Source organism: Micromonospora globbae, assembly GCF_036184225.1.
In the GTDB taxonomy this organism is placed as follows: Bacteria; Actinomycetota; Actinomycetes; order Mycobacteriales; family Micromonosporaceae; genus Micromonospora; species Micromonospora globbae.
Genome location: NZ_CP108084.1, coordinates 6,682,478 through 6,702,471 on the forward strand (window position 1 = coordinate 6,682,478; position 19,994 = coordinate 6,702,471).

Genomic DNA, 19,994 nt, shown 5'->3' on the forward strand with positions numbered 1-19,994 from the left:
AGGTATCCCGGGCCCCTGATACATAAGGAAGCAGAGGATGGCCGAGCTGACCATCTCGACGGAGGAGATCCGCGGCGCCCTGGAGCGCTACGTCTCCTCCTACTCGACCGACGTCTCCCGTGAGGAGGTCGGCACCGTCGCCGACGCCGGTGACGGTATCGCCCACGTCGAGGGTCTGCCCTCGACCATGACCAACGAGCTCCTGGAGTTCGAGGACGGCACGCTCGGCGTGGCGCTGAACCTCGACGTCCGGGACATCGGCGTCGTCGTTCTCGGTGACTACGCCGGTATCGAGGAGGGCCAGCGCGTCAAGCGCACCCAGCGGGTGCTCTCCGTGCCGGTCGGCGACGCCTTCCTCGGCCGGGTGGTCAACGCGCTCGGCCAGCCGATCGACGGCCTCGGCGACATCCCAAACGAGGGCTACCGCGAGCTGGAGCTCCAGGCCCCGAACGTGATGGCCCGGCAGTCGGTGTTCGAGCCGCTGCAGACCGGCATCAAGGCCATCGACGCCATGACGCCGATCGGCCGCGGCCAGCGCCAGCTGATCATCGGTGACCGGAAGACCGGCAAGACCACCGTCGCGCTGGACGCGATCCTCAACCAGCGCGAGAACTGGCGCTCCGGCGACCCGAAGAAGCAGGTCCGCTGCATCTACGTGGCCATCGGGCAGAAGGCCTCCACCATCGCCTCGATCAAGGGGACGCTGGAGGAGGCGGGCGCGATGGAGTACACCACCATCGTGGCCTCCCCGGCGTCGGACCCGGCGGGCTTCAAGTACCTCGCCCCGTACACCGGCTCCTCCATCGGCCAGCACTGGATGTACGGCGGCAAGCACGTCCTGATCGTCTTCGACGACCTGAGCAAGCAGGCCGAGGCGTACCGGGCCGTGTCGCTGCTGCTGCGCCGCCCGCCGGGCCGCGAGGCGTACCCGGGTGACGTCTTCTACCTGCACTCCCGTCTGCTGGAGCGCTGCGCCAAGCTCTCCGACGAGATGGGCGGCGGCTCGATGACTGGCCTGCCGATCATCGAGACGAAGGCCAACGACATCTCGGCCTTCATCCCGACCAACGTCATCTCCATCACCGACGGCCAGATCTTCCTCGAGACGGACCTGTTCAACCAGGGCGTCCGGCCGGCCATCAACGTCGGCACCTCGGTCTCCCGGGTCGGTGGCGCCGCCCAGGTGAAGCCGATGCGGAAGGTCGCCGGCTCGCTGCGGCTGAACCTCGCCCAGTACCGCGAGCTGGAGGCGTTCGCCGCCTTCGCCTCCGACCTGGACAAGGCGTCGCGGGCGCAGCTGGACCGCGGTGTCCGCCTGGTCGAGCTGCTCAAGCAGCCGAACTACTCGCCGTTCCCGGTCGAGGAGGAGGTCGTCTCCGTCTGGGCCGGCACCGAGGGCAAGCTGGACGACGTTCCGGTGGGTGAGGTCCGGCGCTTCGAGGCCGAGTTCCTGCAGTACCTGCGCCACAAGCACGCGGGTGTGCTGGCCGCGATCGCGGACAACCAGTGGGACGACGAGATCATCGGCTCGCTCGAGTCGGCCGTCACCGAGTTCAAGCAGGTCTTCCTGGGCAAGGAGGACGAGCGCCGGATCAACGAGGCCCCGGCCGCGCCGCTGGAGGGCGAGGAGAACCGCGAGACGGTGACCCGCTTCCGCGACGGCGCGACCGACCGGCCGGCGGAGTAGGGCTGATCGATGGCGGCCCAGGTACGCGTTCTTCGTCAGCGGATCCGTTCCGCGAAGGGGATGAAGAAGATCACCAAGGCGATGGAGCTCGTGGCGACGAGCCGTATCGCCAAGGCCCAGGCCCGGGTGGAGGCGTCCCTGCCGTACGCCCGGGCCATCACCGGCGTGCTCACGGCGCTGGCGTCCAACGCGCGGATCGACCACCCGCTGCTCACCCCGCGCGAGCGGGTGCGGCGGGCGGGCGTCCTGCTGGTCACCGCCGACCGGGGCCTGGCCGGCGGTTACAGCTCGAACGCGATCAAGACGGCGGAGTCGCTGCTCGCCCGGCTGCGCGAGGACGGCAAGGAGCCCGTGCTCTACGTCATCGGACGTAAGGGCGTGAGTTTCTACCGGTTCCGTAACCGGCCGATCGAGGCGAACTGGACCGGGTTCTCGGAGCAGCCGTCGTTCGCCGACGCGCGCGCCGTGGGTGAGACGCTCATCAAGGCGTTCACGGCGGGTGCGGACGACGTCGACGGCGGCGCCGGGGCGGACGGTGTGCTCGGCATCGACGAACTGCACGTCGTCTACACCGAGTTCCACTCGCTGATGACCCAGACGCCGGTTGCCAGGATCATCGGGCCGATGCAGGTCGAGGACCGTCCGCGGTCCGAGGGGCTGCTGCCGGCGTACGAGTTCGAGCCGGAGGCGGACGCGCTGCTCGACGCCCTGCTGCCGAGGTACATCAACACGCGGATCTACGCGGCGTTGATCGAGTCGGCGGCGAGCGAGTCGGCGGCGCGGCGGCGGGCGATGAAGAGCGCCACCGACAACGCCGAAGAGATGATCGAGAAGTACACGCGTGAGATGAACTCGGCCCGCCAGGCCGGGATCACCCAGGAGATCAGCGAGATCGTCGGCGGCGCGAACGCGCTGGCCGCGTCGGGAAGTGAAGTGTGATGACTGCCCCAGTAGAGACCAAGACGGCCACGGGTCGCGTGGTCCGGGTCATCGGCCCGGTCGTCGACGCCGAGTTCCCGCGCGACGCCATGCCGGACCTGTTCAACGCCCTGCACGTGGACGTGACGCTCTCCGGTGGCGAGAAGACGCTGACCCTGGAGGTCGCCCAGCACCTGGGTGACAACACGGTCCGCGCCATCTCGATGCAGCCGACCGACGGCCTCGTCCGCGGCTCGGTCGTGCGCGACACCGGCTCCCCGATCAAGGTGCCGGTCGGTGACGCCATCAAGGGTCACGTGTTCAACGCCATCGGCGAGGTGCTCAACCTCGCGCCCGGCGAGACCCTCCAGGCGGACGACTACTGGCAGATCCACCGCAAGGCCCCGGCCTTCGCGGACCTGGAGCCGAAGACCGAGATGCTGGAGACCGGCATCAAGGTCATCGACCTGCTCGCCCCGTACGTGAAGGGCGGCAAGATCGGTCTGTTCGGCGGCGCGGGCGTGGGCAAGACGGTGCTCATCCAGGAGATGATCACCCGTGTGGCCCGCAACTTCGGTGGTACGTCGGTGTTCGCCGGCGTGGGGGAGCGGACCCGTGAGGGCAACGACCTCATCGCCGAGATGACCGAGTCCGGCGTCATCGACAAGACCGCGCTGGTCTACGGCCAGATGGACGAGCCGCCGGGCACCCGGCTGCGGGTCGCCCTCTCCGCGCTCACGATGGCGGAGTACTTCCGCGACGTGCAGAAGCAGGAGGTGCTGCTCTTCATCGACAACATCTTCCGCTTCACGCAGGCCGGTTCGGAGGTCTCCACCCTGCTCGGCCGCATGCCGAGCGCCGTGGGTTACCAGCCGACCCTGGCCGACGAGATGGGCGAGCTCCAGGAGCGGATCACCTCCGTCCGGGGCCAGGCCATCACCTCGATGCAGGCGATCTACGTGCCGGCGGACGACTACACCGACCCGGCGCCGGCCACCACGTTCGCCCACCTGGACGCGACCACCAACCTGGAGCGGTCGATCTCCGACAAGGGCATCTACCCGGCCGTGGACCCGCTGGCGTCCTCGTCCCGGATCCTCGCCCCGGAGTTCGTCGGCCAGGAGCACTTCGCGGTGGCCAGCGAGGTGAAGCGGATCCTGCAGCGGTACAAGGACCTGCAGGACATCATCGCCATCCTCGGTATCGAGGAGCTCTCCGAGGAGGACAAGGTCACGGTCGGCCGCGCCCGGCGGATCGAGCGGTTCCTGTCGCAGAACACCTACGCGGCGGAGCAGTTCACCGGCGTGCCGGGGTCGACGGTCCCGATCAAGGAGACCATCGAGGCCTTCCGGAAGATCAGCGAGGGTGAGTACGACCACTTCCCCGAGCAGGCGTTCTTCATGTGCGGCGGTCTGGACGACCTGGAGCGCAAGGCACAGGAGCTGATGAAGGGCTGACGAGGCCCGAGAAAAAAGGCCGCCCCGGCAATGCCGGGGCGGCCTTTTGTTCATCTTCGGGCGCTACCGTCCCCGCTGATCCGTTTCCACCGGTCGGCGCAGGCGCAGACGCGAGGTACCGTTCATCGCGCCTCACCGGGTCAACGTGGATCGGTGCAAACTTTTGATGATCCACGCCGTATTCCTCGACAGGATGCGGCGTGACGGACGGAGAGTGTCGTGGCGAAGGCCGGAACGAACGGCCGCAAGCGGTCCATCTGGCGGGGTGTCCCGCGCTGGGCGAAGGTCTGCACCATCTTCGGCACCGTGCTCATGGTGCTCAGCGGCGCGGTGCTCGTCGGCACCGAGGTGCTGACGGCCCGGTACGAGGGCGCCGTCGGCAAGGCGGACCTCTTCGGCGACCAGGCCTCCGGTGCGACGCCGCGCAAGAGCGACATCAAGGGGCCGCTGAACATCCTGCTGGTCGGCATCGACCCGCGCAAGCCGGAGACCCCGCCGCTGGCCGACTCGATCATGGTGTTGCACGTGCCGGCCTCGATGGACCGGGCGTACCTCTTCTCCGTGCCGCGCGACCTCTACGTCGACATCCCCCCGTTCGAGAAGGCCGACTTCCCCGGCGAGACCACGAAGCTGAACGCCGCCATGTCGTTCGGCAGTCGGGTGCCCGGGCAGAACCCGGACGCGGCCCGCGGCTTCGAACTGCTGGCGACCACCGTCGGGCAGGTCACCGGCATCGAGCGGTTCGACGCCGGTGCGATCGTCAACTTCACGGGCTTCCAGAAGATCGTCGACGCCATGGGCGGCGTCACGATGTACATCGAGCGGGACGTGCGCTCCGAGCACCGGCAGCCCGACGGCACGCACCGCGCGCCCAACCCGAACGGGGAGGGTTACGTCGGGCCGCAGGCGGTGTACACGAAGGGCACCCACCACCTCAGCGGGTGGCAGGCGCTGGACTACGTCCGGCAGCGCTACCCGAAGAACGGCGTCCCGGACGCCGACTACGGCCGGCAACGCCACCAGCAGCAGTTCATCAAGGCGATGGTCGGCCAGGCGTTCAGCGCCGACGTGGTCACGAACCCGATCAAGCTGGACCGGGTGCTGCGCGCCGCCGGCCAGTCGTTGATCTTCAACGGGCGGGGCAACAGCGTCCTCGACTTCGCCCTCGCGCTCAAGGACATCCGGCCCAACACCATCCAGATGGTCAAGCTGCCGGGTGGGCCGGTCTACGAGGGCAAGACGTACAAGGGGGAGCGGTTCAAGCCGGAGGTGGACGATTTCTTCACCGCCCTGCGGAACGAGCAGCTCGACCCGTTCCTGCTGGAGCACCCGGAGTTCCAGAACAAGACCAAGTAGTCCACCCGCGTGGGGGACCCGGGCGGGGCGGGACTAGAATTTGCCCATCCCGCCGCCGCAGCAAGGAGACAGCGTGGCACAGCAGCTTCACGTCGAGCTCGTAGCCGTCGAGGAGAAGGTCTGGTCCGGCGAGGCCGAGATGGTCGTCGCCCGGACGACCGAGGGCGAGCTGGGTGTGCTGCCAGGGCACGCGCCGCTGCTCGGCCAGCTCGCCGAGCCCGGGCAGGTACGCATCAAGCTCCCCGGTGGCGAGCAGGTCTCCTACGAGGTGGCCGGCGGCTTCCTCTCGGTCACCGGTGAGGGTGTCACGATCCTCGCCGAGTCCGCGACCCCCGTCTCCGCCGCGCAGAGCCGCTGACCGTCACCGCCGATGGAGATCGTCGAAGGGATCGGAATCGGCATCGCCGCCGTCATCGGCGCGCTCCTGATCCTCTTCGTCCGGCGGGCCCTCTTCACCCGTAGCGGCGGCACCATCCGGTGCAGCGTCCGGGTCTCCACGCTGCTCGACGGCCGCGGCTGGTCTCCCGGTTTCGGCCGGTTCGTCGGCGACGAGCTCCGCTGGTACCGGATGTTCAGTTTCGCGCTCCGCCCGAAGCGGGTGCTCACCCGCAAGGGGCTCGCGGTCGAGCGGCGGCGACTTCCGGAGGGGCAGGAGCGGCTCTCGATGCCCGCCGACTGGGTGATCCTCCGCTGTACCAGTCACCACGCTCCGGTCGAGATCGCCATGGCGCGGTCCACCGTGACCGGCTTCCTCTCCTGGCTCGAGGCCGCCCCACCCGGGGCGGTCTCGCCGCGTCTGGCGTCCCAGGACTGGCCCGCGGCCTGACCTCGGTCACCGGTCGACGGCCGCGACCAGCTCCACCTCGTAGCCCTCGCCGTCGGCCAGGTAGGCCGCGTACGTCTGCGGGCCGCCGGCGTACGGGTGCCGCTCCGGGAAGAGCAGCGTCCAGCCGTACGCCGGCGCGGCCGCGACGAGCCGGTCCACGGCGGCGGGCGGGCCGGCGTGGAAGGCCAGGTGGTTCAGGCCGGGTGCCAGCCGGTCGTGCCGCCGCCCGCGCATCGCCGGTGACTCCTCCAGCACGAGGTACGTCGGGCCGAGCCGCCAGGACCGGCCGGCCGGCCACTTCTGGAAGGGCGTCCAGCCCAGCTCGCCGAGAAGCCAGCCCCAGGCACGTTCGGCGGCGGCCAGATCGGGGACCCACACCTCGACGTGGTGCAACCCGCCGGTCAGCGCTCCCCTCCGGGGACCCATACCACATCTCCGGCCGGATTTGCCGTTCTTGACAGGATAAAGAGCAGATCCGAGAGCCGGTTGAGATACTTGGCCGGGAGAGTGCTGGTCCGCTCCGGGTCGTGGCTGACCAGCGCCCATGCCGCACGCTCGGCCCGCCGGGCGACGGTCCGCGCCACGTGCAGCAGCGCGGCACCCGGGGTGCCGCCGGGGAGGACGAAGGAGTCGAGCTTGCGCAGGCGTGCGTTGTACTCGTCGCACCAGCTCTCGAGGCGCTCCACGTACTCCTCGGTGACCCGCAGCGGCGGATACTTCGGCTCCGGCTCCACCGGGGTGGCGAGGTCGGCTCCCACGTCGAAGAGGTCGTTCTGGATCGACCCGAGGACCGCCCGCAGGTCGTCGTCGAGCTGGCCGAGGGCGAGCGCGACGCCGATCGCCGCGTTGCACTCGTCCACGTCGGCGTACGCGGCGATGCGTGGATCGGTCTTCGGCACCTGCTCGTTGTTGTTCAGCCTGGTCGTGCCGGCGTCGCCGGCCCTGGTGTAGATGCGCGTGAGGTGGACGGCCATGACGCACAGCCTACGGATACCGGAACTGACGATCCCGGCCCGGCCGGACGCCCCCGGTTGGCCGGCCACGGTCGGTCCCGGCGACGCGGGTGATCCGGCGGTCAACGACGTCGACGTCATCCGGGTCCGCGGTGACGCCCGGCTGGCCGGGACGGTGCACGTGGTCGGCGCGAAGAACTCGGCGCTGAAGCTCATGGCCGCCGCGCTGCTCGCGCCCGGCCGCAGCGTGATCACCAACGTCCCCCGGATCACCGATATCGCGATCATGGGGGAGGTGCTGCGCCGGCTCGGCTGCGACGTCCGGTTCGACGCCGACGACCCGGTGGACCCGATGGTGGCCCGCGGCGGGGTCGCGCGGTCCCGGTCGGTGTCCATCGACGTGCCCGAGCAGCCCGGCACGGACGCCGACTACGACCTGGTGCGCCGGCTGCGCGCGTCCATCTGCGTGCTGGGGCCCCTGCTGGCCCGCCGGGGGTACGTGCGGGTGGCCCACCCGGGCGGTGACGCCATCGGCTCGCGCGGGCTGGACATGCACATCTCCGGGCTCACCCGGATGGGCGCGGAGATCTCCGGGGAGCACGGCTTCGTCATCGCGTCCGCGCCGCACGGCCTGCACGGCGCCGAGATCATGCTGGACTTCCCGAGCGTGGGCGCCACGGAGAACCTCGTCATGGCGGCGGTGCTGGCCCGCGGCGCCACCGTGATCGACAACGCCGCCCGGGAGCCGGAGATCGTCGACATCTGCACGATGCTCCAGCAGATGGGGGCGCAGATCTCCGGCGCCGGCACCTCCACCCTGCACATCGAGGGGGTGCCCGCGCTGCGGCCGGTGCGCCACGCCACGGTGGGCGACCGGATCGTGGCCGGCACCTGGGCGTTCGGTGCCGCCATGACCCGGGGGGACGTCACGGTCACCGGGGCGGACCCGGCCTTCCTGGAGGTCGCGCTCGACAAGCTCGTCGCCGCGGGCGGGCTCGTGGAGACCCGGGCGGACGCGTTCCGCATCCGGATGGACGACCGGCCGGCGGCGGTCGACGTGGTCACGCTGCCCTTTCCCGGCTTCGCCACCGACCTGCTGCCGATGGCCATCGGGCTCGCCGCGGTCAGCGAGGGTGCCTCGCTCATCACCGAGAACATCTTCGACGGGCGGTTCATGTTCGCCAACGAGATGATGCGGCTCGGGGCCGACATCAAGACCGACGGGCACCACGCGCTGGTGTGCGGCCGCGAGCGCCTCTCCGGGGCGCCGGTGCGCGCCACCGACATCCGGGCCGGCGCCGGCCTGATCATCGCCGGGCTCTGCGCGGACGGGGTCACCGAGGTGTCCCACGTGCACCACGTGGACCGGGGATACCCGGACTTCGTGGCCGATCTGCGGGCGCTCGGCGTGGAGGTCGAGCGCGGCACGGCGCCGGAGGAGCCGGACCTCACCATCTGAGCGCCGACCACGGCTTAGCCGTCGTTTAGCTCGCCGACTAGGGTGCTGGCAGACACCCAATCAGGCGAGGGAGAGAACAGATGGCGGGTCGACTCGCGGTCGTCGGGGCCGGGCTGATGGGCTCCGGGATCGCCCAGGTGGCGGCGCAGGCTGGCTGGCAGGTGACGCTCCGGGACCTGGACGACGCGGCCACCGGCCGGGGCATCGACGGCATCCGGCGGTCGCTGGAGAAGTTCGCCGAGAAGGGGAAGATCGAGGCGTCCGAGGTCGAGGCGACCCTGGGGCGGATCACCCCGACCACCGACCTGGAGGCCGCGGCCGACGCGGACATCGTCGTGGAGGCGGTCTTCGAGCGGCTGGAGGTCAAGCACGAGGTCTTCCGGGCGCTGGACAAGATCTGCAAGGCCGACGCGGTCCTCGCCACCAACACCTCGGCCATTCCCGTCACCCAGATCGCCGCGGTCACCGAGCGCCCCGAGTCGGTGGTGGGCACCCACTTCTTCTCGCCGGTGCCGATGATGAAGCTCTGCGAGCTGGTCCGCGGCTTCAAGACGAGCGACGCCGCGCTGGCCACCGCCCGGGCGTTCGCCGAGGAGATCGGCAAGACGGTGGTCGTGGTCAACCGGGACATCGCCGGGTTCGTCACCACCCGCCTCATCGCCGCCCTCGTCGTGGAGGCGGTCAAGCTGGTCGAGTCCGGTGTCATCTCGGCCGAGGACCTGGACACCGCCTGCCGGCTGGGCTTCGGTCACGCCATGGGCCCGCTGGCCACCACGGACCTGACCGGCGTCGACGTGCTGCTGCACGCGGCGAAGAACATCTACACCGACACGGCCGACGAGAAGTTCTTCCCGCCGGAGCTGCTCCAGCGCATGGTCACCGCGGGTGACCTCGGCCGCAAGACCGGCAAGGGCTTCTACACGTACTGATCGTGCGAAAGGGCCCCCTGTTGCCGCGCGGCGGCAGCAGGGGGCCCTTCGTGCGCCGTCAGCCGTCGCGGCGCGTGGTCCAGCGGAACGTGGTCAGGCAGAGCACCAGGCCGATCACGCACCAGGCGGCGAGGACCACGGCGACGCGGCCCAGCTCGAACGAGCCGCCCGCCTCCTGTGCGCCGAAGCTGTCCGGCAGGAAGACGGCCCGCAGCCCCTGGCACATCCACTTGAGCGGGAAGAGCGCCGCCACCTGCTGCATCCACGTGGGCAGCTCGGTGAAGACGAAGAACACCCCGGAGATGAACTGCAGCACGAGCGCCACCGGGGTGACGACGGCCGAGCCGCTGCGCGCGGTGCGGGCCAGTGACGAGATCGCGATGCCGCAGAGGGTGCAGGCGGTCACGCCGAGCACCGCCACCCAGCCGAACGTGAGCCAGCGCCCGGCGGTCGAGGGCAGGTCGAGGTCGAAGAAGGCGACCGAGACGGCGAGCAGCAGCAGCGTCTCGGCGACACCGATCGCCACCACCATGATCACCTTGCCGGCGAAGTACACCCACTTCGGCATCGGCGTGCCCCGGTAGCGCTTGAGCACCCCGCGGTCCCGTTCGATGGGGATCCAGATGCCGAGGTTCTGGAAGCTCACCGTCATGAGGCCGGTGGCGATCATCCCGGTGATGAAGTACTGGGTGTAGCTGACCCCGGGCGCGATCTCGTCGTTGAAGATCGCCGCGAAGATCAGGATCATGATGACCGGGAAGCCCATCGTGAAGACGACGGACTCCCGGCTGCGCAGGAACTGGGTGATCTCCAGCCGGCCCTGCCGCAGACCGAGCGCGACCGGTCCGACCCGCCGGGTCGGGACGGCGGGGCGGGTCGCCGGCTTCGAGGTGGTGGTCGTCATCGGTGTCCGATCATCGTGAGGTAGACGTCTTCCAGGGTCGGCCGGGTCACGGTCAGGCCGGGCACCTCGCCGCCGAAGCGCGCGGCCAGCTCCGCGACCAACGCCGTCGGCGTCGCGCTCTGCGCGCTCTCCAGCGCCCCCTCGGGCGTACGCCAGGAGACCGTGGCCAGCGCGGCCTGCCGGTTGCCCAACTGGTCCGGCGCGGCGACCTCCACCACCTGCCCGCCGGCGATCACACCGACCCGGTCCGCGAGGGCCTCCGCCTCGTCGAGGTAGTGGGTGGTGAGCAGGATCGTGGTGCCGGCGGCGGCCAGGTCGCGGATCAGTTCCCAGAAGTCCCGGCGCGCCTCCGGGTCGAAGCCGGTGGTCGGTTCGTCGAGGAAGAGGAGTTCGGGCCGGCCGATGATGCCCAGCGCCACGTCGAGCCGGCGCTTCTGCCCGCCGGAGAGGGAGTGCGTGCGGGCCCGCCGCTTGTCGCCGAGACCGACGCGTTCGATCACCTTCTCCGGGTCGTCGGCGTCCGGGTAGAAGCCCGCGAAGTGCCGCACCACCTCGGCCACGGTCAGCTCGTCGAACTCGCCGGTGCCCTGGAGCACGATGCCCACGCGGGAGCGCCAGTCCGGGGCCGGCGAGGCCGGGTCGCTGCCCAGGACGCGTACCTCGCCGGCGTCGCGCCGGCGGTAGCCCTCCAGGATCTCCACCGTGGTGGTCTTGCCGGCGCCGTTGGGGCCCAGCAGGGCGAAGACCTCGCCACGGCGGACGTCGAGGTCGACGCCGGCCACCGCGACGTTGTCGCCGTACGCCTTGCGCAGCCCCCGTACGGAGATCGCCAGCTCGTCATCCATGCCGTCAAGTGTGCTTCGTGACGGAGGCCGAGCGGCGGGCGGGGTGTGGTGGTCGCGCCCATGTCACGCCCTTCGGGCCCGGGCGTCCCCTCCATGGACCTGTGTAATTTTCCACAGCCCAAGTGACTGAACGGTAACTTAGACTCCGGCCATGGACGAGAAGGGTCTCCCGGGCCGGTTGCCGGAGCGCGACCGCCCGTGGGTGATGCGCACGTACGCCGGGCACAGCTCGGCCGCCGCGACCAACGCCCTCTTCCGCCGCAACCTGGCCAAGGGGCAGACCGGCCTGTCGGTCGCCTTCGACCTGCCCACCCAGACCGGGTACGACCCGGACCACGAGCTCGCCGCCGGCGAGGTGGGGCGGGTGGGTGTCCCGGTCGCCCATCTCGGTGACATGCGGGCGCTGTTCGACGGCATCCCGCTCGCCGAGATGAACACGTCCATGACCATCAACGCTCCGGCCATGTGGCTGCTCGCCCTCTACGCCACGGTCGGCGTCGAGCAGGGCGGGGAGCGGGCCCGGCTCGCCGGCACGACGCAGAACGACATCATCAAGGAGTACCTGTCCCGGGGGACGCACATCTTCCCGCCGGCGGCGTCGCTGCGGCTCACGGCGGACGTCATCGCGTACACGCTGCGCGAGATGCCGCGCTGGAACCCGGTGAACATCTGCTCGTACCACCTCCAGGAGGCCGGCGCCACGCCCGTGCAGGAGGTGGCGTTCGCGCTGGCCACCGCGGTCGCGGTGCTCGACACCGTCCGGGACGCGGGTCAGGTGCCCGCCGAGCGGATGGGTGACGTGGTGCAGCGCATCTCGTTCTTCGTCAACGCCGGGGTGCGCTTCGTCGAGGAGATCGCCAAGATGCGGGCGTTCGGCGCGCTCTGGGACGAGATCACCCGGGACCGGTACGGCGTGGCCGACCCGAGGCAGCGCCGGTTCCGCTACGGGGTGCAGGTCAACTCGCTGGGCCTCACCGAGGCGCAGCCGGAGAACAACGTCCAGCGGATCGTGCTGGAGATGCTCGGCGTCACGCTCTCCCGCGACGCCCGGGCCCGCGCCGTGCAGCTGCCCGCGTGGAACGAGGCGCTGGGCCTGCCCCGCCCGTGGGACCAGCAGTGGTCGCTGCGGATGCAGCAGGTGCTCGCGTACGAGTCGGACCTGCTCGAGTACCCCGACCTCTTCGCCGGCTCCCACGTGATGACGGCGCTCGTGGACGAGATCGTGGCCGGGGCGCGGGTCGAGCTGGAGAAGGTGCTGGAGATGGGCGGCGTGGTCACCGCCGTGGAGACCGGCTACCTGAAGAGCGCCCTGGTCGCCTCGCTCGCGCAGCGGCGCCGCCGGATGGAGTCGGGCGCGGATGTGGTGGTCGGCGTCAACCGGTTCACCGAGACCGAGCCGTCTCCACTGACCGCGGCCGGCGCGCAGGCGATCGAACAGGTCGACCCGGCCGTGGAGGCGCAGGCGGCGAGCGCCGTCCGTGCGTGGCGAGCCGGGCGGGACGCGGGAGCGGTGGACGCCGCGCTGGCGCGGCTGCGGGCCGACGCGGCGACGGCCACGAACCTGATGCCGGCGACGCTGGAGTGCGTGCGGGCCGGCGTGACCACGGGGGAGTGGGCCGGGGCGCTGCGCCAGGTCTTCGGCGAGTACCGGGCGCCGACCGGCCTGGCCGGCGCCGGCACCGCGGGTGCCGACGGAGGGCTGGCCGCCGTGCGGGCCCGGGTCGCGGCGACCGCGCGGGAGTTGGGCAGCGGCCGGCTGCGCCTGCTGGTCGGCAAGCCCGGCCTGGACGGCCACTCCAACGGCGCCGAGCAGATCGCGGTACGCGCCCGCGACGCCGGCTTCGAGGTGATCTACCAGGGCATCCGGCTGACCGCGGGGCAGATCGTGGCGGCCGCCGTCGAGGAGGACATCGACCTCGTCGGGCTCTCGGTCCTCTCCGGCTCGCACCTGGCGGCCGTCCCGGCGGTGCTCGACGGGTTGCGTGCCGCGGGGCGGGGTGACCTGCCGGTGGTCGTCGGGGGCATCATCCCGGCCGGGGACGCCGCGCAGCTGCGAGACGCCGGCGTGGCCCGCGTCTTCACGCCGAAGGACTTCGCCCTGACCGGCATCGTCGACGAGCTGGTGACGGTGATCCGCGAGGCGAACGGGCTGACCTGACTCAGCGCTCGTCGTAGGTCATGCAGTCGGCCATGTCGTTGTCCGGGCCGACGCGGATCGCCGGGGCGCGGCACTCCAGCTGCTCGTTGTGCCGGCAGTCCGCCCGCTGGCACGCGCCGACCTGGGCGACCATCTCGGCCACACCGGCGCGTACCGGCATCTCCACGAACGTGTGGCAGTGGGCGTGGTCGGCGCTGCCGATCGTGATGGCGAAGGCGTGGCAGTCACCGGTGTGGTTGTACGCGCAGGCGGCGACCACACATTCCTCGACGCGCGGCATCTGCATGGCTGCGGTCATGCCGACCTCCTCTGGCCTTTTGCCCGATTCTATGTTTTCGCCCTGATTATCACGACCGATCCGTGACACGCGCGCGCGACGGTCTCGCGGAGTCACCCACCGTCTGTCCGGTTCCGGGTGATCCGCCGCCCCGGGGGCCGGTGTCCGGTACGGCGGGCGGACCGCCGCCCCACAACAGGCCAACCTCCGCCGGCATGTCCGCTTCGACGGTGTGACCGGCGGCACCCGAGGCCCGGAATCGTCGGCGGCCCGGGGCCGTTGACATCCCCGACGGCCGAGGGAGGACGCCGGTCGGGCCGCGGAGCCGCGAGCCCGGTGCGGAATGCCGACGGGACCCCGGTCGTTGGAGATGGACCCGGCGCCGTGTGGCACCCCCGCCCGCGGGCCGCCCGTGACGGCCGACGAGCCGGTCACGGATATCCCCCGAGTCTTCGAGCGCCCGACGAGGTGCTTACAGCCGCGTGCCCAACCCCCCGGTCGCGTGGCTGTCAACCCCCGAAGGAGCTTGTCATGAACACGATCCTGCGGAAGAGCGTGCTCGGTATCGCTGGTCTGGCGTTCGCCGGTGGCGTGGTCGGTGGCCCGATCGCGGCCCACACCAACGAGCACCACGCGGTCGACGCGCGGCCGGTGGCGGTGCTGCAGGCGGACAAGCCGGGCGTGGACACGGCGAAGCTGATCCCGCACGGCACCCAGGGTGCGCAGTCGCGTATCGAGCTGAACGACGAGCAGACCGCGAACGTCAAGGCGATCATCGCGGCGACGAAGAAGTCCGGTATGGACGAGCGGGCGGCGGTCATCGCGATCGCGACGAGCCTGCAGGAGTCGAAGCTGGAGAACCTGGGCCACCTGGGTGACGCCAACGACCACGACTCGCTGGGCCTGTTCCAGCAGCGCCCGAGTTCGGGTTGGGGTACGCCGGAGCAGATCACCGATCCGGAGTACTCGACGATGGCGTTCCTCAAGGGTCTGAAGCAGGTCGACGGCTGGCAGGACATGCCGCTGACCGAGGCCGCGCAGACGGTGCAGGTGTCGGCGTACCCGGACGCCTACGCCCAGTGGGAGCAGCAGGCCGCTGACCTGGTGGCCCAGTACTGGAACAGCTGACAATCGCACGACCACACGCTGGCCGGCACCCCCCTCGGGGTGCCGGCCAGTGTCGTGCCTACACCCGGAAACCGGCCGCGCGCGCGGCCCGCCGCTCCCGCCGGCGGTCGGCGCGGCGGCGCCGGAACCAGAGGACGACGGCGACCAGCCCGACCAGGAAGAGCAGCACCAGCACCGGCAGGAGGATCGCCACCACGGACATCAGCACGCTCGTCGCGTCCTCGGCCGTGCTGGCCACGGGGGCGCCGACCCCCGCCGTCGTGGCGTTCACCACCGGGCGGGCCGCCGACTTGAGCAGGTGCACGCCGAGGGCGATGAGCACGCCGATCGCCACCGGCACCCACTCGTGGGAGGAGAAGAACGTGCCGGGGTCGCTCACCGTCACCGTCTCGGCGGTCGACCCCGCGCCGAACGCGAGGCCGCCGGCGGTCGGCCGGACCACCGTCTGCACCACGTCGTTGACGTGGTCGACGACCGGCACCTTGTCGGCGACCACCTCGACGGCGAGCAGCGCCGCGAGGATGCCCAGGACCCAGCCGTCACCCAGCCAGGTCCAGCCGCTGGGCAGGTCGACCAGGTCGGTGTACCGGGCCAGCAGACCCATGGTGAGCAGGGGAATGTAGGCGTTCAGGCCCGCCGAGGCCGCGAGGCCGGTGCCGGTGAGGAGTTCGAGCACCGTCTCAGCATCCCACCGGCACGCCAGTGCCGCTCGCCGGCGAACCGGGGCTCCTCCGCTACCCTCGTCGGGTGCGGTTGGTGATTGCGAAGTGCTCGGTGGACTACGTCGGACGGCTCTCGGCCCACCTGCCGCCGGCCACCCGGCTGCTCATGGTGAAGGCGGACGGGTCGGTCTCGATCCACGCCGACGACCGGGCGTACAAGCCGTTGAACTGGATGAGCCCGCCCTGCCGGCTGGAGGAGGCCCCGGGTGTGTGGCGGGTCGTCAACAAGGCCGGTGAGGAGCTGCGCATCACCCTGGAGGAGATCTTCCAGGACACCTCGTACGACCTGGGCGTCGATCCGGGCCTCCGCAAGGACGGCGTGGAGGCGCACCTCCAGGAGCTGCTGGCCGCCAGCCCGGGCGTCCTCGGTGAGGGTTACACGCTGATCCGCCGGGAGTACATGACGGCCATCGGGCCGGTGGACCTGCTCTGCCGGGACGCCGACGGCGGCACGGTCGCCGTCGAGGTGAAGCGGCGCGGCGAGATCGACGGCGTGGAGCAGCTCACCCGCTACCTGGAACTGCTCAACCGCGACCCGCTGCTCGCCCCCGTGGCCGGGGTGTTCGCCGCCCAGGAGATCAAGCCGCAGGCCCGGGTGCTCGCCACCGACCGGGGCATCCGCTGCGTGGTGGTCGACTACGACAAGCTGCGCGGCATCGAGCGCGACGAGCTGACCCTGTTCTGACCCGCCCGCCGGCGGCCCGTCAGCGTCCGTACAGCGTCTTGATCACCTTGACGAGGCGGGCCACGTCGGCGGGGGTGCGCTCGAACGTCATCGACGGCAGCAGCGACCGGGCGCGCCGGCGCGTAATCGCCTTGGCCCGGCCGAACTCGCGCAGCCCGTCCTCGCCGTGGATCCGGCCGAAGCCGGACTCGCCGACGCCGCCGAACGGCAGGGTGGACATCCCGGCGAACGTCAGGGTGGAGTTGACCGAGGCCATCCCGGACCGCAGCCGCCGGGCCACGGCCACGGCGCGGCGCCGGCCGAAGACCGAGCCGCCCAGGCCGTACGGGAGGGCGTTGGCCCTCGCGACGGCGTCGTCCACGTCGCGTACCCGGTTGATGGTGAGCGTCGGCCCGAACGTCTCCTCCCGCACGGCGGCCGAGTCCTCGGGGACGTCGACCAGCACCGTCGGCCGCACGTACGGCGGCTGCACCGCATCGGCCCCGCCGAGCACGGCCCGCCCGCCACGGGCCAGCGCGTCGTCGATGTGCCGGCGGATCACGTCGAGCTGGGCAGGCATCGTGATCGGGCCGATGTCCTCGCCGTCGGGGCCGACGGTGAGCCGGCCGGCCCGGGCGACCACCTTCTCCACGAACGCGTCGAAGACCGGCTCGACCGCGTAGACCCGCTCGATTCCGATGCAGGTCTGCCCGGCGTTGGTCAGGGCACCCCAGACGCAGGCCTCGGCGGCGGCGTCCAGGTCGGCGTCGCTGTCGACGATCATGGCGTCCTTGCCGCCCGCCTCCACGAGCACGGGGGTCAGGGTCTCGGCGCAGGCGGCCATCACCTTCCGGCCCGTGGCCGGGGAGCCGGTGAAGGCCAGCTTGCCCACGCCGGAGCGGCACAGTGCCGCGCCCACGTCGCCGAGGCCGTGAACCGCCGTGAGCACCGGCTGCTCGGGCACCACCTCGGCGAAGCTGTCCGCCAGCCACTGCCCGACGGCCGGCGTGTACTCGCTGGGCTTGAAGACGACGGCGTTGCCGGCGGCCAGCGCGTACGCGATCGAGCCGATCGGTGTGAAGACCGGGTAGTTCCACGGGCCGATGACGCCGACCACCCCGTACGGCTGGTACTCCAGGTGGCCGGAGAACTCGGCGAGGATCAGCCGGGACCGGACCCGACGCGGGCCGAGCACCCGGCGGGCGTTGCGCGCCGCCCAGTCGATGTGTTCGACGGCCGTGACGATCTCGACGACGGCGTCCGCGATCGGCTTGCCACCCTCCCGGTGCACCAGGTCGGCGAGCTCCTCGATCCGGCGGGCGAGTTGTGCGCGCCAGCGCAGCAGCCGCTCCCGGCGACCGGTGAAGCCGAGACCGGCCCACCACTGCCCGGCGGACCGGGCCCGATCCACCGCCTCCGTGACGTCGGCGGGCGTGGCGACCGGGAACCGCCCGGCCTCGTCACCGGTGGCGGGGCTGGTGGAGATCAGCGTGCCGTGATCGATGACCGGGGCGCCGGGCACATGGACAGCCGTCATGGCGGAAGTCTAGACCCGAGCATTACTCGCCGGTAGCCCTGTGACCCCTGGCCGGCGGGGCCCCGTCGCGCCACCGCCGGCACCTCGGCAGCGGGCCCGCCCGGCGGTCGACGCCCGACCGCACGACGGGGTGCCGGTCGACCATCGCCGATCCGGTGATCGGAAGCTGGCCGGCCGGAGAGGCGGAGGTGTCCGCCAGGCGGTGGAACGCGACTACCGTCTGATGGCACGCTGGCGCGGGGAGTGACGGTGTGGGTGGGAGGGTGGACTGTCCATGGAGGAGTATCCGCAACTGCTGCCGTTGTTGACGATCGCGGGCGGACCGATGCGCGGGGCCAGTGTCCGCCTGCGGGCCGACGCCCAGACGATCGGCCGGGCGCCGACGGCGGACATCGTCGTACCGGACCCGCACCTGAGTCGCCGTCACGCCGAGGTCTGGCTGGCGCCGGAGGGCGCCTCGCTGCGTGACCTCGGCTCGACCAACGGCACCTGGGTGAACGACCGGCGGATCACCGGCGTGGAGCAGTTGGCCGACGGCGACGTGATCCGGCTCGGGCGTACCGAGCTGCGGTTCTTCGACCCGGGCGTGGCCCGTACCGACCCGGTCGGGCTTCGCCTCGGCACGTCCCGGCGGGACCACCACCGGCCCACGCTGCCGCTGCCGTTGCCGGCGCCTCCCGCGCTCCGCTGAGGCGGGCGGCGACGCCCGCCATGCCGGGCCTCCCCGCCGTCGCGTTCGGCGGTGGGAACATGTCCCGCCGGGTCGCCGGGGCCGGTGACCGGCCACATCTCCGCGCGGTCGCGGGTGGGGCGACGCCACATGGACGGCCGCCCGGCCGGGTGGCAGCATGCCGCGGATGAGGAGCGAGCAGCGCGTCGTCACGGCCAACGGCATCACCCAGTCGGTACGGGTGGCCGGGCCGCCGGACGGCGTACCCGTGCTGCTCGTGCACGGCAACTGCTCCTCGGCGGCGTTCTGGGAGCCGCTGGTCCGGCGCCTGCCCGACACGATGCGCGTCGTCGCTCCCGACCTGCGCGGCTACGGCGACACGCAGACCGCGCCGGTGGACGCCACCCGCGGGCTGCGCGACTTCGCCGACGACGTGGCGGCCCTGCTCGACGAGCCGGCGCTCTTCGGCGCCGCGGACGCCCGCCCGGTCGTGGTCGGGCACTCGCTCGGCGGGGGAGTGGCCATGACGCTGCTCGTCGACCACCCGCACCGGTTCTCCGGGCTGCTGCTCGCCGCTCCCGTGTCCCCGTACGGATTCGGCGGCACCCGGGACCTGGCCGGCACTCCCACCACCCCGGACTTCGCGGGCACCGGCGCCGGCACCGCGAACCCGGACTTCGTGGCCCGGCTGGCGGCCGGTGACCGGGGCGACGACGCCCCGACCAGTCCGCGGGCCGTGCTGCGCGCCGCCTACGTGGCGGACCCGGCGTCGCTCGGCGCGGACGAGGAGCTGTTGCTCGACACGATCCTGTCCACGGCGACCGGCGACGACAACTACCCCGGCACGGCGGTGGCCTCGGCCAACTGGCCCGGCACGGCACCGGGCGAGCGGGGTGTGCTGAACGCGCTGGCGCCGACCTGGTTCCGGATCGCGGACGATCTGGTCGCCGTCGCCCCGAAACCGCCCATCACCTGGGTGCGCGGCGACGCCGACGTGATCGTCTCCGACACCTCGCTCTTCGACCTCGCGTACCTCGGCTCGCTCGGCGCCGTGCCCGGCTGGCCGGGCGCGGCGGAGTGCCCGCCGCAGCCGATGATCGGGCAGACCCGGGCGGTGCTGGAGCGGTACGCGCACGCCGGCGGCGTCTACCGCGAGGTGGTGCTCCCCGGCTGCGGGCACAGCCCGCACCTGGAGCGGCCGGACGAGTTCGTCGCCGAGCTGCTGTCCCTGACCACCGTCCCCACCCCGTGACCCCGCCCGGCCAGCCGGCCCCTGCCCTGGCTCTTGCCCCGGCGATCATGAGGTTACTGCCGCGACACGCCGACGAGGCCGACGACAACGTCATGATCGACGGGGAGAGCCGTCGGGGGAGGCGGGGGTCGGATGGGACGGGGTGGGTGAAATAGGCCACGGCGTCTCGACAACGCAGCGTCGCATGGCAGACTCGCGCGCATAACCTTAGCGGCCGTTCATGCGGCCGTACGGAGTGTTTGGGGAGGCCGG

The 19,994-nt window shown here is 71.6% G+C and carries 20 protein-coding genes; 13 read left to right on the plus strand and 7 right to left on the minus strand.

Annotated features, from left to right (window positions below; all coding sequences use genetic code 11):
• Positions 1 to 37 precede the first annotated feature (37 nt).
• From atpA to OG994_RS30665, 6 genes are all read left to right on the plus strand, one after another.
• Positions 38 to 1,687 carry a F0F1 ATP synthase subunit alpha gene (gene atpA / locus OG994_RS30640; RefSeq protein WP_120330453.1) on the plus strand — a complete coding sequence of 550 codons (1,650 nt, stop codon included), beginning with the start codon at positions 38 to 40 and terminating at the stop codon, positions 1,685 to 1,687.
• Between the two features lie 9 nt (positions 1,688 to 1,696).
• On the plus strand, positions 1,697 to 2,626 hold the full coding sequence (locus OG994_RS30645) for a F0F1 ATP synthase subunit gamma (protein WP_120330454.1): 930 nt from the start codon (positions 1,697 to 1,699) through the stop codon (positions 2,624 to 2,626).
• Entirely contained in the window at positions 2,626 to 4,062 is a 1,437-nt protein-coding gene (gene atpD, locus OG994_RS30650; RefSeq protein ID WP_120330455.1) for a F0F1 ATP synthase subunit beta, read from the plus strand. The genes OG994_RS30645 and atpD overlap by 1 nt, the downstream gene beginning before the upstream one ends.
• A gap of 219 nt (positions 4,063 to 4,281) precedes the next feature.
• Positions 4,282 to 5,418 carry an LCP family protein gene (locus OG994_RS30655; protein ID WP_120330456.1) on the plus strand — a complete coding sequence of 379 codons (1,137 nt, stop codon included), beginning with the start codon at positions 4,282 to 4,284 and terminating at the stop codon, positions 5,416 to 5,418.
• 73 nt (positions 5,419 to 5,491) lie between these two features.
• Complete coding sequence (locus OG994_RS30660) at positions 5,492 to 5,776, plus strand: F0F1 ATP synthase subunit epsilon (RefSeq protein ID WP_120330457.1); 285 nt, start codon at positions 5,492 to 5,494, stop codon at positions 5,774 to 5,776.
• A 12-nt stretch (positions 5,777 to 5,788) separates the two neighbouring features.
• Positions 5,789 to 6,244 carry a DUF2550 domain-containing protein gene (locus OG994_RS30665; RefSeq protein ID WP_328851745.1) on the plus strand — a complete coding sequence of 152 codons (456 nt, stop codon included), beginning with the start codon at positions 5,789 to 5,791 and terminating at the stop codon, positions 6,242 to 6,244.
• 6 nt (positions 6,245 to 6,250) lie between these two features.
• On the opposite strand, the gene OG994_RS30670 is transcribed toward OG994_RS30665, so the two are convergent.
• Together OG994_RS30670 and OG994_RS30675 are read right to left on the minus strand one after the other, a co-directional pair.
• Entirely contained in the window at positions 6,251 to 6,670 is a 420-nt protein-coding gene (locus tag OG994_RS30670; protein ID WP_328851746.1) for a VOC family protein, read from the minus strand.
• Entirely contained in the window at positions 6,646 to 7,218 is a 573-nt protein-coding gene (locus OG994_RS30675) for a cob(I)yrinic acid a,c-diamide adenosyltransferase (RefSeq protein WP_120330460.1), read from the minus strand. Before OG994_RS30675 ends, OG994_RS30670 begins: the two co-directional genes overlap by 25 nt.
• On the opposite strand from OG994_RS30675, the gene murA reads away from it, so the two are divergent.
• Positions 7,217 to 8,656: a UDP-N-acetylglucosamine 1-carboxyvinyltransferase gene (murA, locus tag OG994_RS30680; protein WP_120330461.1), complete on the plus strand. Its 1,440-nt coding sequence runs from the start codon at positions 7,217 to 7,219 to the stop codon at positions 8,654 to 8,656. The two genes, OG994_RS30675 and murA, sit on opposite strands and share 2 nt — an antisense overlap.
• Before the next feature lie 80 nt (positions 8,657 to 8,736).
• On the plus strand, positions 8,737 to 9,585 hold the full coding sequence (locus OG994_RS30685; protein ID WP_120330462.1) for a 3-hydroxyacyl-CoA dehydrogenase family protein: 849 nt from the start codon (positions 8,737 to 8,739) through the stop codon (positions 9,583 to 9,585).
• A 58-nt stretch (positions 9,586 to 9,643) separates the two neighbouring features.
• Here the strand turns inward: OG994_RS30685 and OG994_RS30690 are convergent, their stop codons facing one another.
• A complete protein-coding gene (locus tag OG994_RS30690; protein WP_120330463.1) occupies positions 9,644 to 10,489 on the minus strand; it encodes an ABC transporter permease in 846 nt (281 codons plus the stop codon).
• Entirely contained in the window at positions 10,486 to 11,334 is an 849-nt protein-coding gene (locus OG994_RS30695; protein ID WP_328851747.1) for an ABC transporter ATP-binding protein, read from the minus strand. Before OG994_RS30695 ends, OG994_RS30690 begins: the two co-directional genes overlap by 4 nt.
• Positions 11,335 to 11,485: 151 nt before the next feature.
• Between OG994_RS30695 and OG994_RS30700 the strand changes: the two genes are divergently transcribed.
• Entirely contained in the window at positions 11,486 to 13,492 is a 2,007-nt protein-coding gene (locus OG994_RS30700; RefSeq protein ID WP_328851748.1) for a protein meaA, read from the plus strand.
• 1 nt (position 13,493) lies between these two features.
• Here OG994_RS30700 and OG994_RS30705 read toward each other — a convergent pair whose 3' ends face one another.
• The gene (locus OG994_RS30705; protein WP_120330466.1) at positions 13,494 to 13,790 is read right to left on the minus strand and encodes a DUF1540 domain-containing protein; all 297 of its coding nucleotides are present in this window, start codon (positions 13,788 to 13,790) and stop codon (positions 13,494 to 13,496) included.
• Positions 13,791 to 14,300: 510 nt separating this feature from the next.
• Here OG994_RS30705 and OG994_RS30710 point away from each other — a divergent pair.
• Entirely contained in the window at positions 14,301 to 14,897 is a 597-nt protein-coding gene (locus OG994_RS30710; RefSeq protein ID WP_328851749.1) for a hypothetical protein, read from the plus strand.
• A 58-nt stretch (positions 14,898 to 14,955) separates the two neighbouring features.
• On the opposite strand, the gene OG994_RS30715 is transcribed toward OG994_RS30710, so the two are convergent.
• Complete coding sequence (locus OG994_RS30715; protein WP_328851750.1) at positions 14,956 to 15,573, minus strand: DUF4126 domain-containing protein; 618 nt, start codon at positions 15,571 to 15,573, stop codon at positions 14,956 to 14,958.
• A gap of 71 nt (positions 15,574 to 15,644) precedes the next feature.
• Here OG994_RS30715 and nucS point away from each other — a divergent pair, with 71 nt between their 5' ends.
• Positions 15,645 to 16,304: an endonuclease NucS gene (gene nucS, locus OG994_RS30720; protein WP_120330566.1), complete on the plus strand. Its 660-nt coding sequence runs from the start codon at positions 15,645 to 15,647 to the stop codon at positions 16,302 to 16,304.
• 19 nt (positions 16,305 to 16,323) lie between these two features.
• Here nucS and OG994_RS30725 read toward each other — a convergent pair whose 3' ends face one another.
• Positions 16,324 to 17,820 (minus strand): aldehyde dehydrogenase family protein, encoded by a 1,497-nt coding sequence (locus OG994_RS30725; protein WP_328851751.1) that lies wholly within the window; start codon positions 17,818 to 17,820, stop codon positions 16,324 to 16,326.
• 274 nt (positions 17,821 to 18,094) lie between these two features.
• On the opposite strand from OG994_RS30725, the gene OG994_RS30730 reads away from it, so the two are divergent.
• Together OG994_RS30730 and OG994_RS30735 are read left to right on the plus strand one after the other, a co-directional pair.
• Positions 18,095 to 18,511 (plus strand): FHA domain-containing protein, encoded by a 417-nt coding sequence (locus tag OG994_RS30730; protein WP_328851752.1) that lies wholly within the window; start codon positions 18,095 to 18,097, stop codon positions 18,509 to 18,511.
• Between the two features lie 166 nt (positions 18,512 to 18,677).
• Positions 18,678 to 19,742: an alpha/beta fold hydrolase gene (locus OG994_RS30735; protein ID WP_328851753.1), complete on the plus strand. Its 1,065-nt coding sequence runs from the start codon at positions 18,678 to 18,680 to the stop codon at positions 19,740 to 19,742.
• The last annotated feature ends 252 nt before the right edge of the window (positions 19,743 to 19,994 follow it).

Excerpts from the sequence above, each read along its gene's own strand:
- atpD (WP_120330455.1), top strand. The coding sequence starts at position 2,626 with ATGACTGCCCCAGTAGAGACCAAGACGGCCACGGGTCGCGTGGTCCGG.
- atpA (WP_120330453.1), top strand. The coding sequence starts at position 38 with ATGGCCGAGCTGACCATCTCGACGGAGGAGATCCGCGGCGCCCTGGAG.
- OG994_RS30705 (WP_120330466.1), bottom strand. The coding sequence starts at position 13,790 with ATGACCGCAGCCATGCAGATGCCGCGCGTCGAGGAATGTGTGGTCGCC.
- OG994_RS30725 (WP_328851751.1), bottom strand. The coding sequence starts at position 17,820 with ATGACGGCTGTCCATGTGCCCGGCGCCCCGGTCATCGATCACGGCACG.
- OG994_RS30710 (WP_328851749.1), top strand. The coding sequence starts at position 14,301 with ATGAACACGATCCTGCGGAAGAGCGTGCTCGGTATCGCTGGTCTGGCG.
- OG994_RS30730 (WP_328851752.1), top strand. The coding sequence starts at position 18,095 with ATGGAGGAGTATCCGCAACTGCTGCCGTTGTTGACGATCGCGGGCGGA.
- OG994_RS30695 (WP_328851747.1), bottom strand. The coding sequence starts at position 11,334 with ATGGATGACGAGCTGGCGATCTCCGTACGGGGGCTGCGCAAGGCGTAC.
- murA (WP_120330461.1), top strand. The coding sequence starts at position 7,217 with ATGACGCACAGCCTACGGATACCGGAACTGACGATCCCGGCCCGGCCG.
- OG994_RS30685 (WP_120330462.1), top strand. The coding sequence starts at position 8,737 with ATGGCGGGTCGACTCGCGGTCGTCGGGGCCGGGCTGATGGGCTCCGGG.
- OG994_RS30700 (WP_328851748.1), top strand. The coding sequence starts at position 11,486 with ATGGACGAGAAGGGTCTCCCGGGCCGGTTGCCGGAGCGCGACCGCCCG.
- OG994_RS30645 (WP_120330454.1), top strand. The coding sequence starts at position 1,697 with ATGGCGGCCCAGGTACGCGTTCTTCGTCAGCGGATCCGTTCCGCGAAG.
- OG994_RS30735 (WP_328851753.1), top strand. The coding sequence starts at position 18,678 with ATGAGGAGCGAGCAGCGCGTCGTCACGGCCAACGGCATCACCCAGTCG.
- OG994_RS30670 (WP_328851746.1), bottom strand. The coding sequence starts at position 6,670 with ATGGGTCCCCGGAGGGGAGCGCTGACCGGCGGGTTGCACCACGTCGAG.
- OG994_RS30665 (WP_328851745.1), top strand. The coding sequence starts at position 5,789 with ATGGAGATCGTCGAAGGGATCGGAATCGGCATCGCCGCCGTCATCGGC.
- OG994_RS30690 (WP_120330463.1), bottom strand. The coding sequence starts at position 10,489 with ATGACGACCACCACCTCGAAGCCGGCGACCCGCCCCGCCGTCCCGACC.
- OG994_RS30675 (WP_120330460.1), bottom strand. The coding sequence starts at position 7,218 with ATGGCCGTCCACCTCACGCGCATCTACACCAGGGCCGGCGACGCCGGC.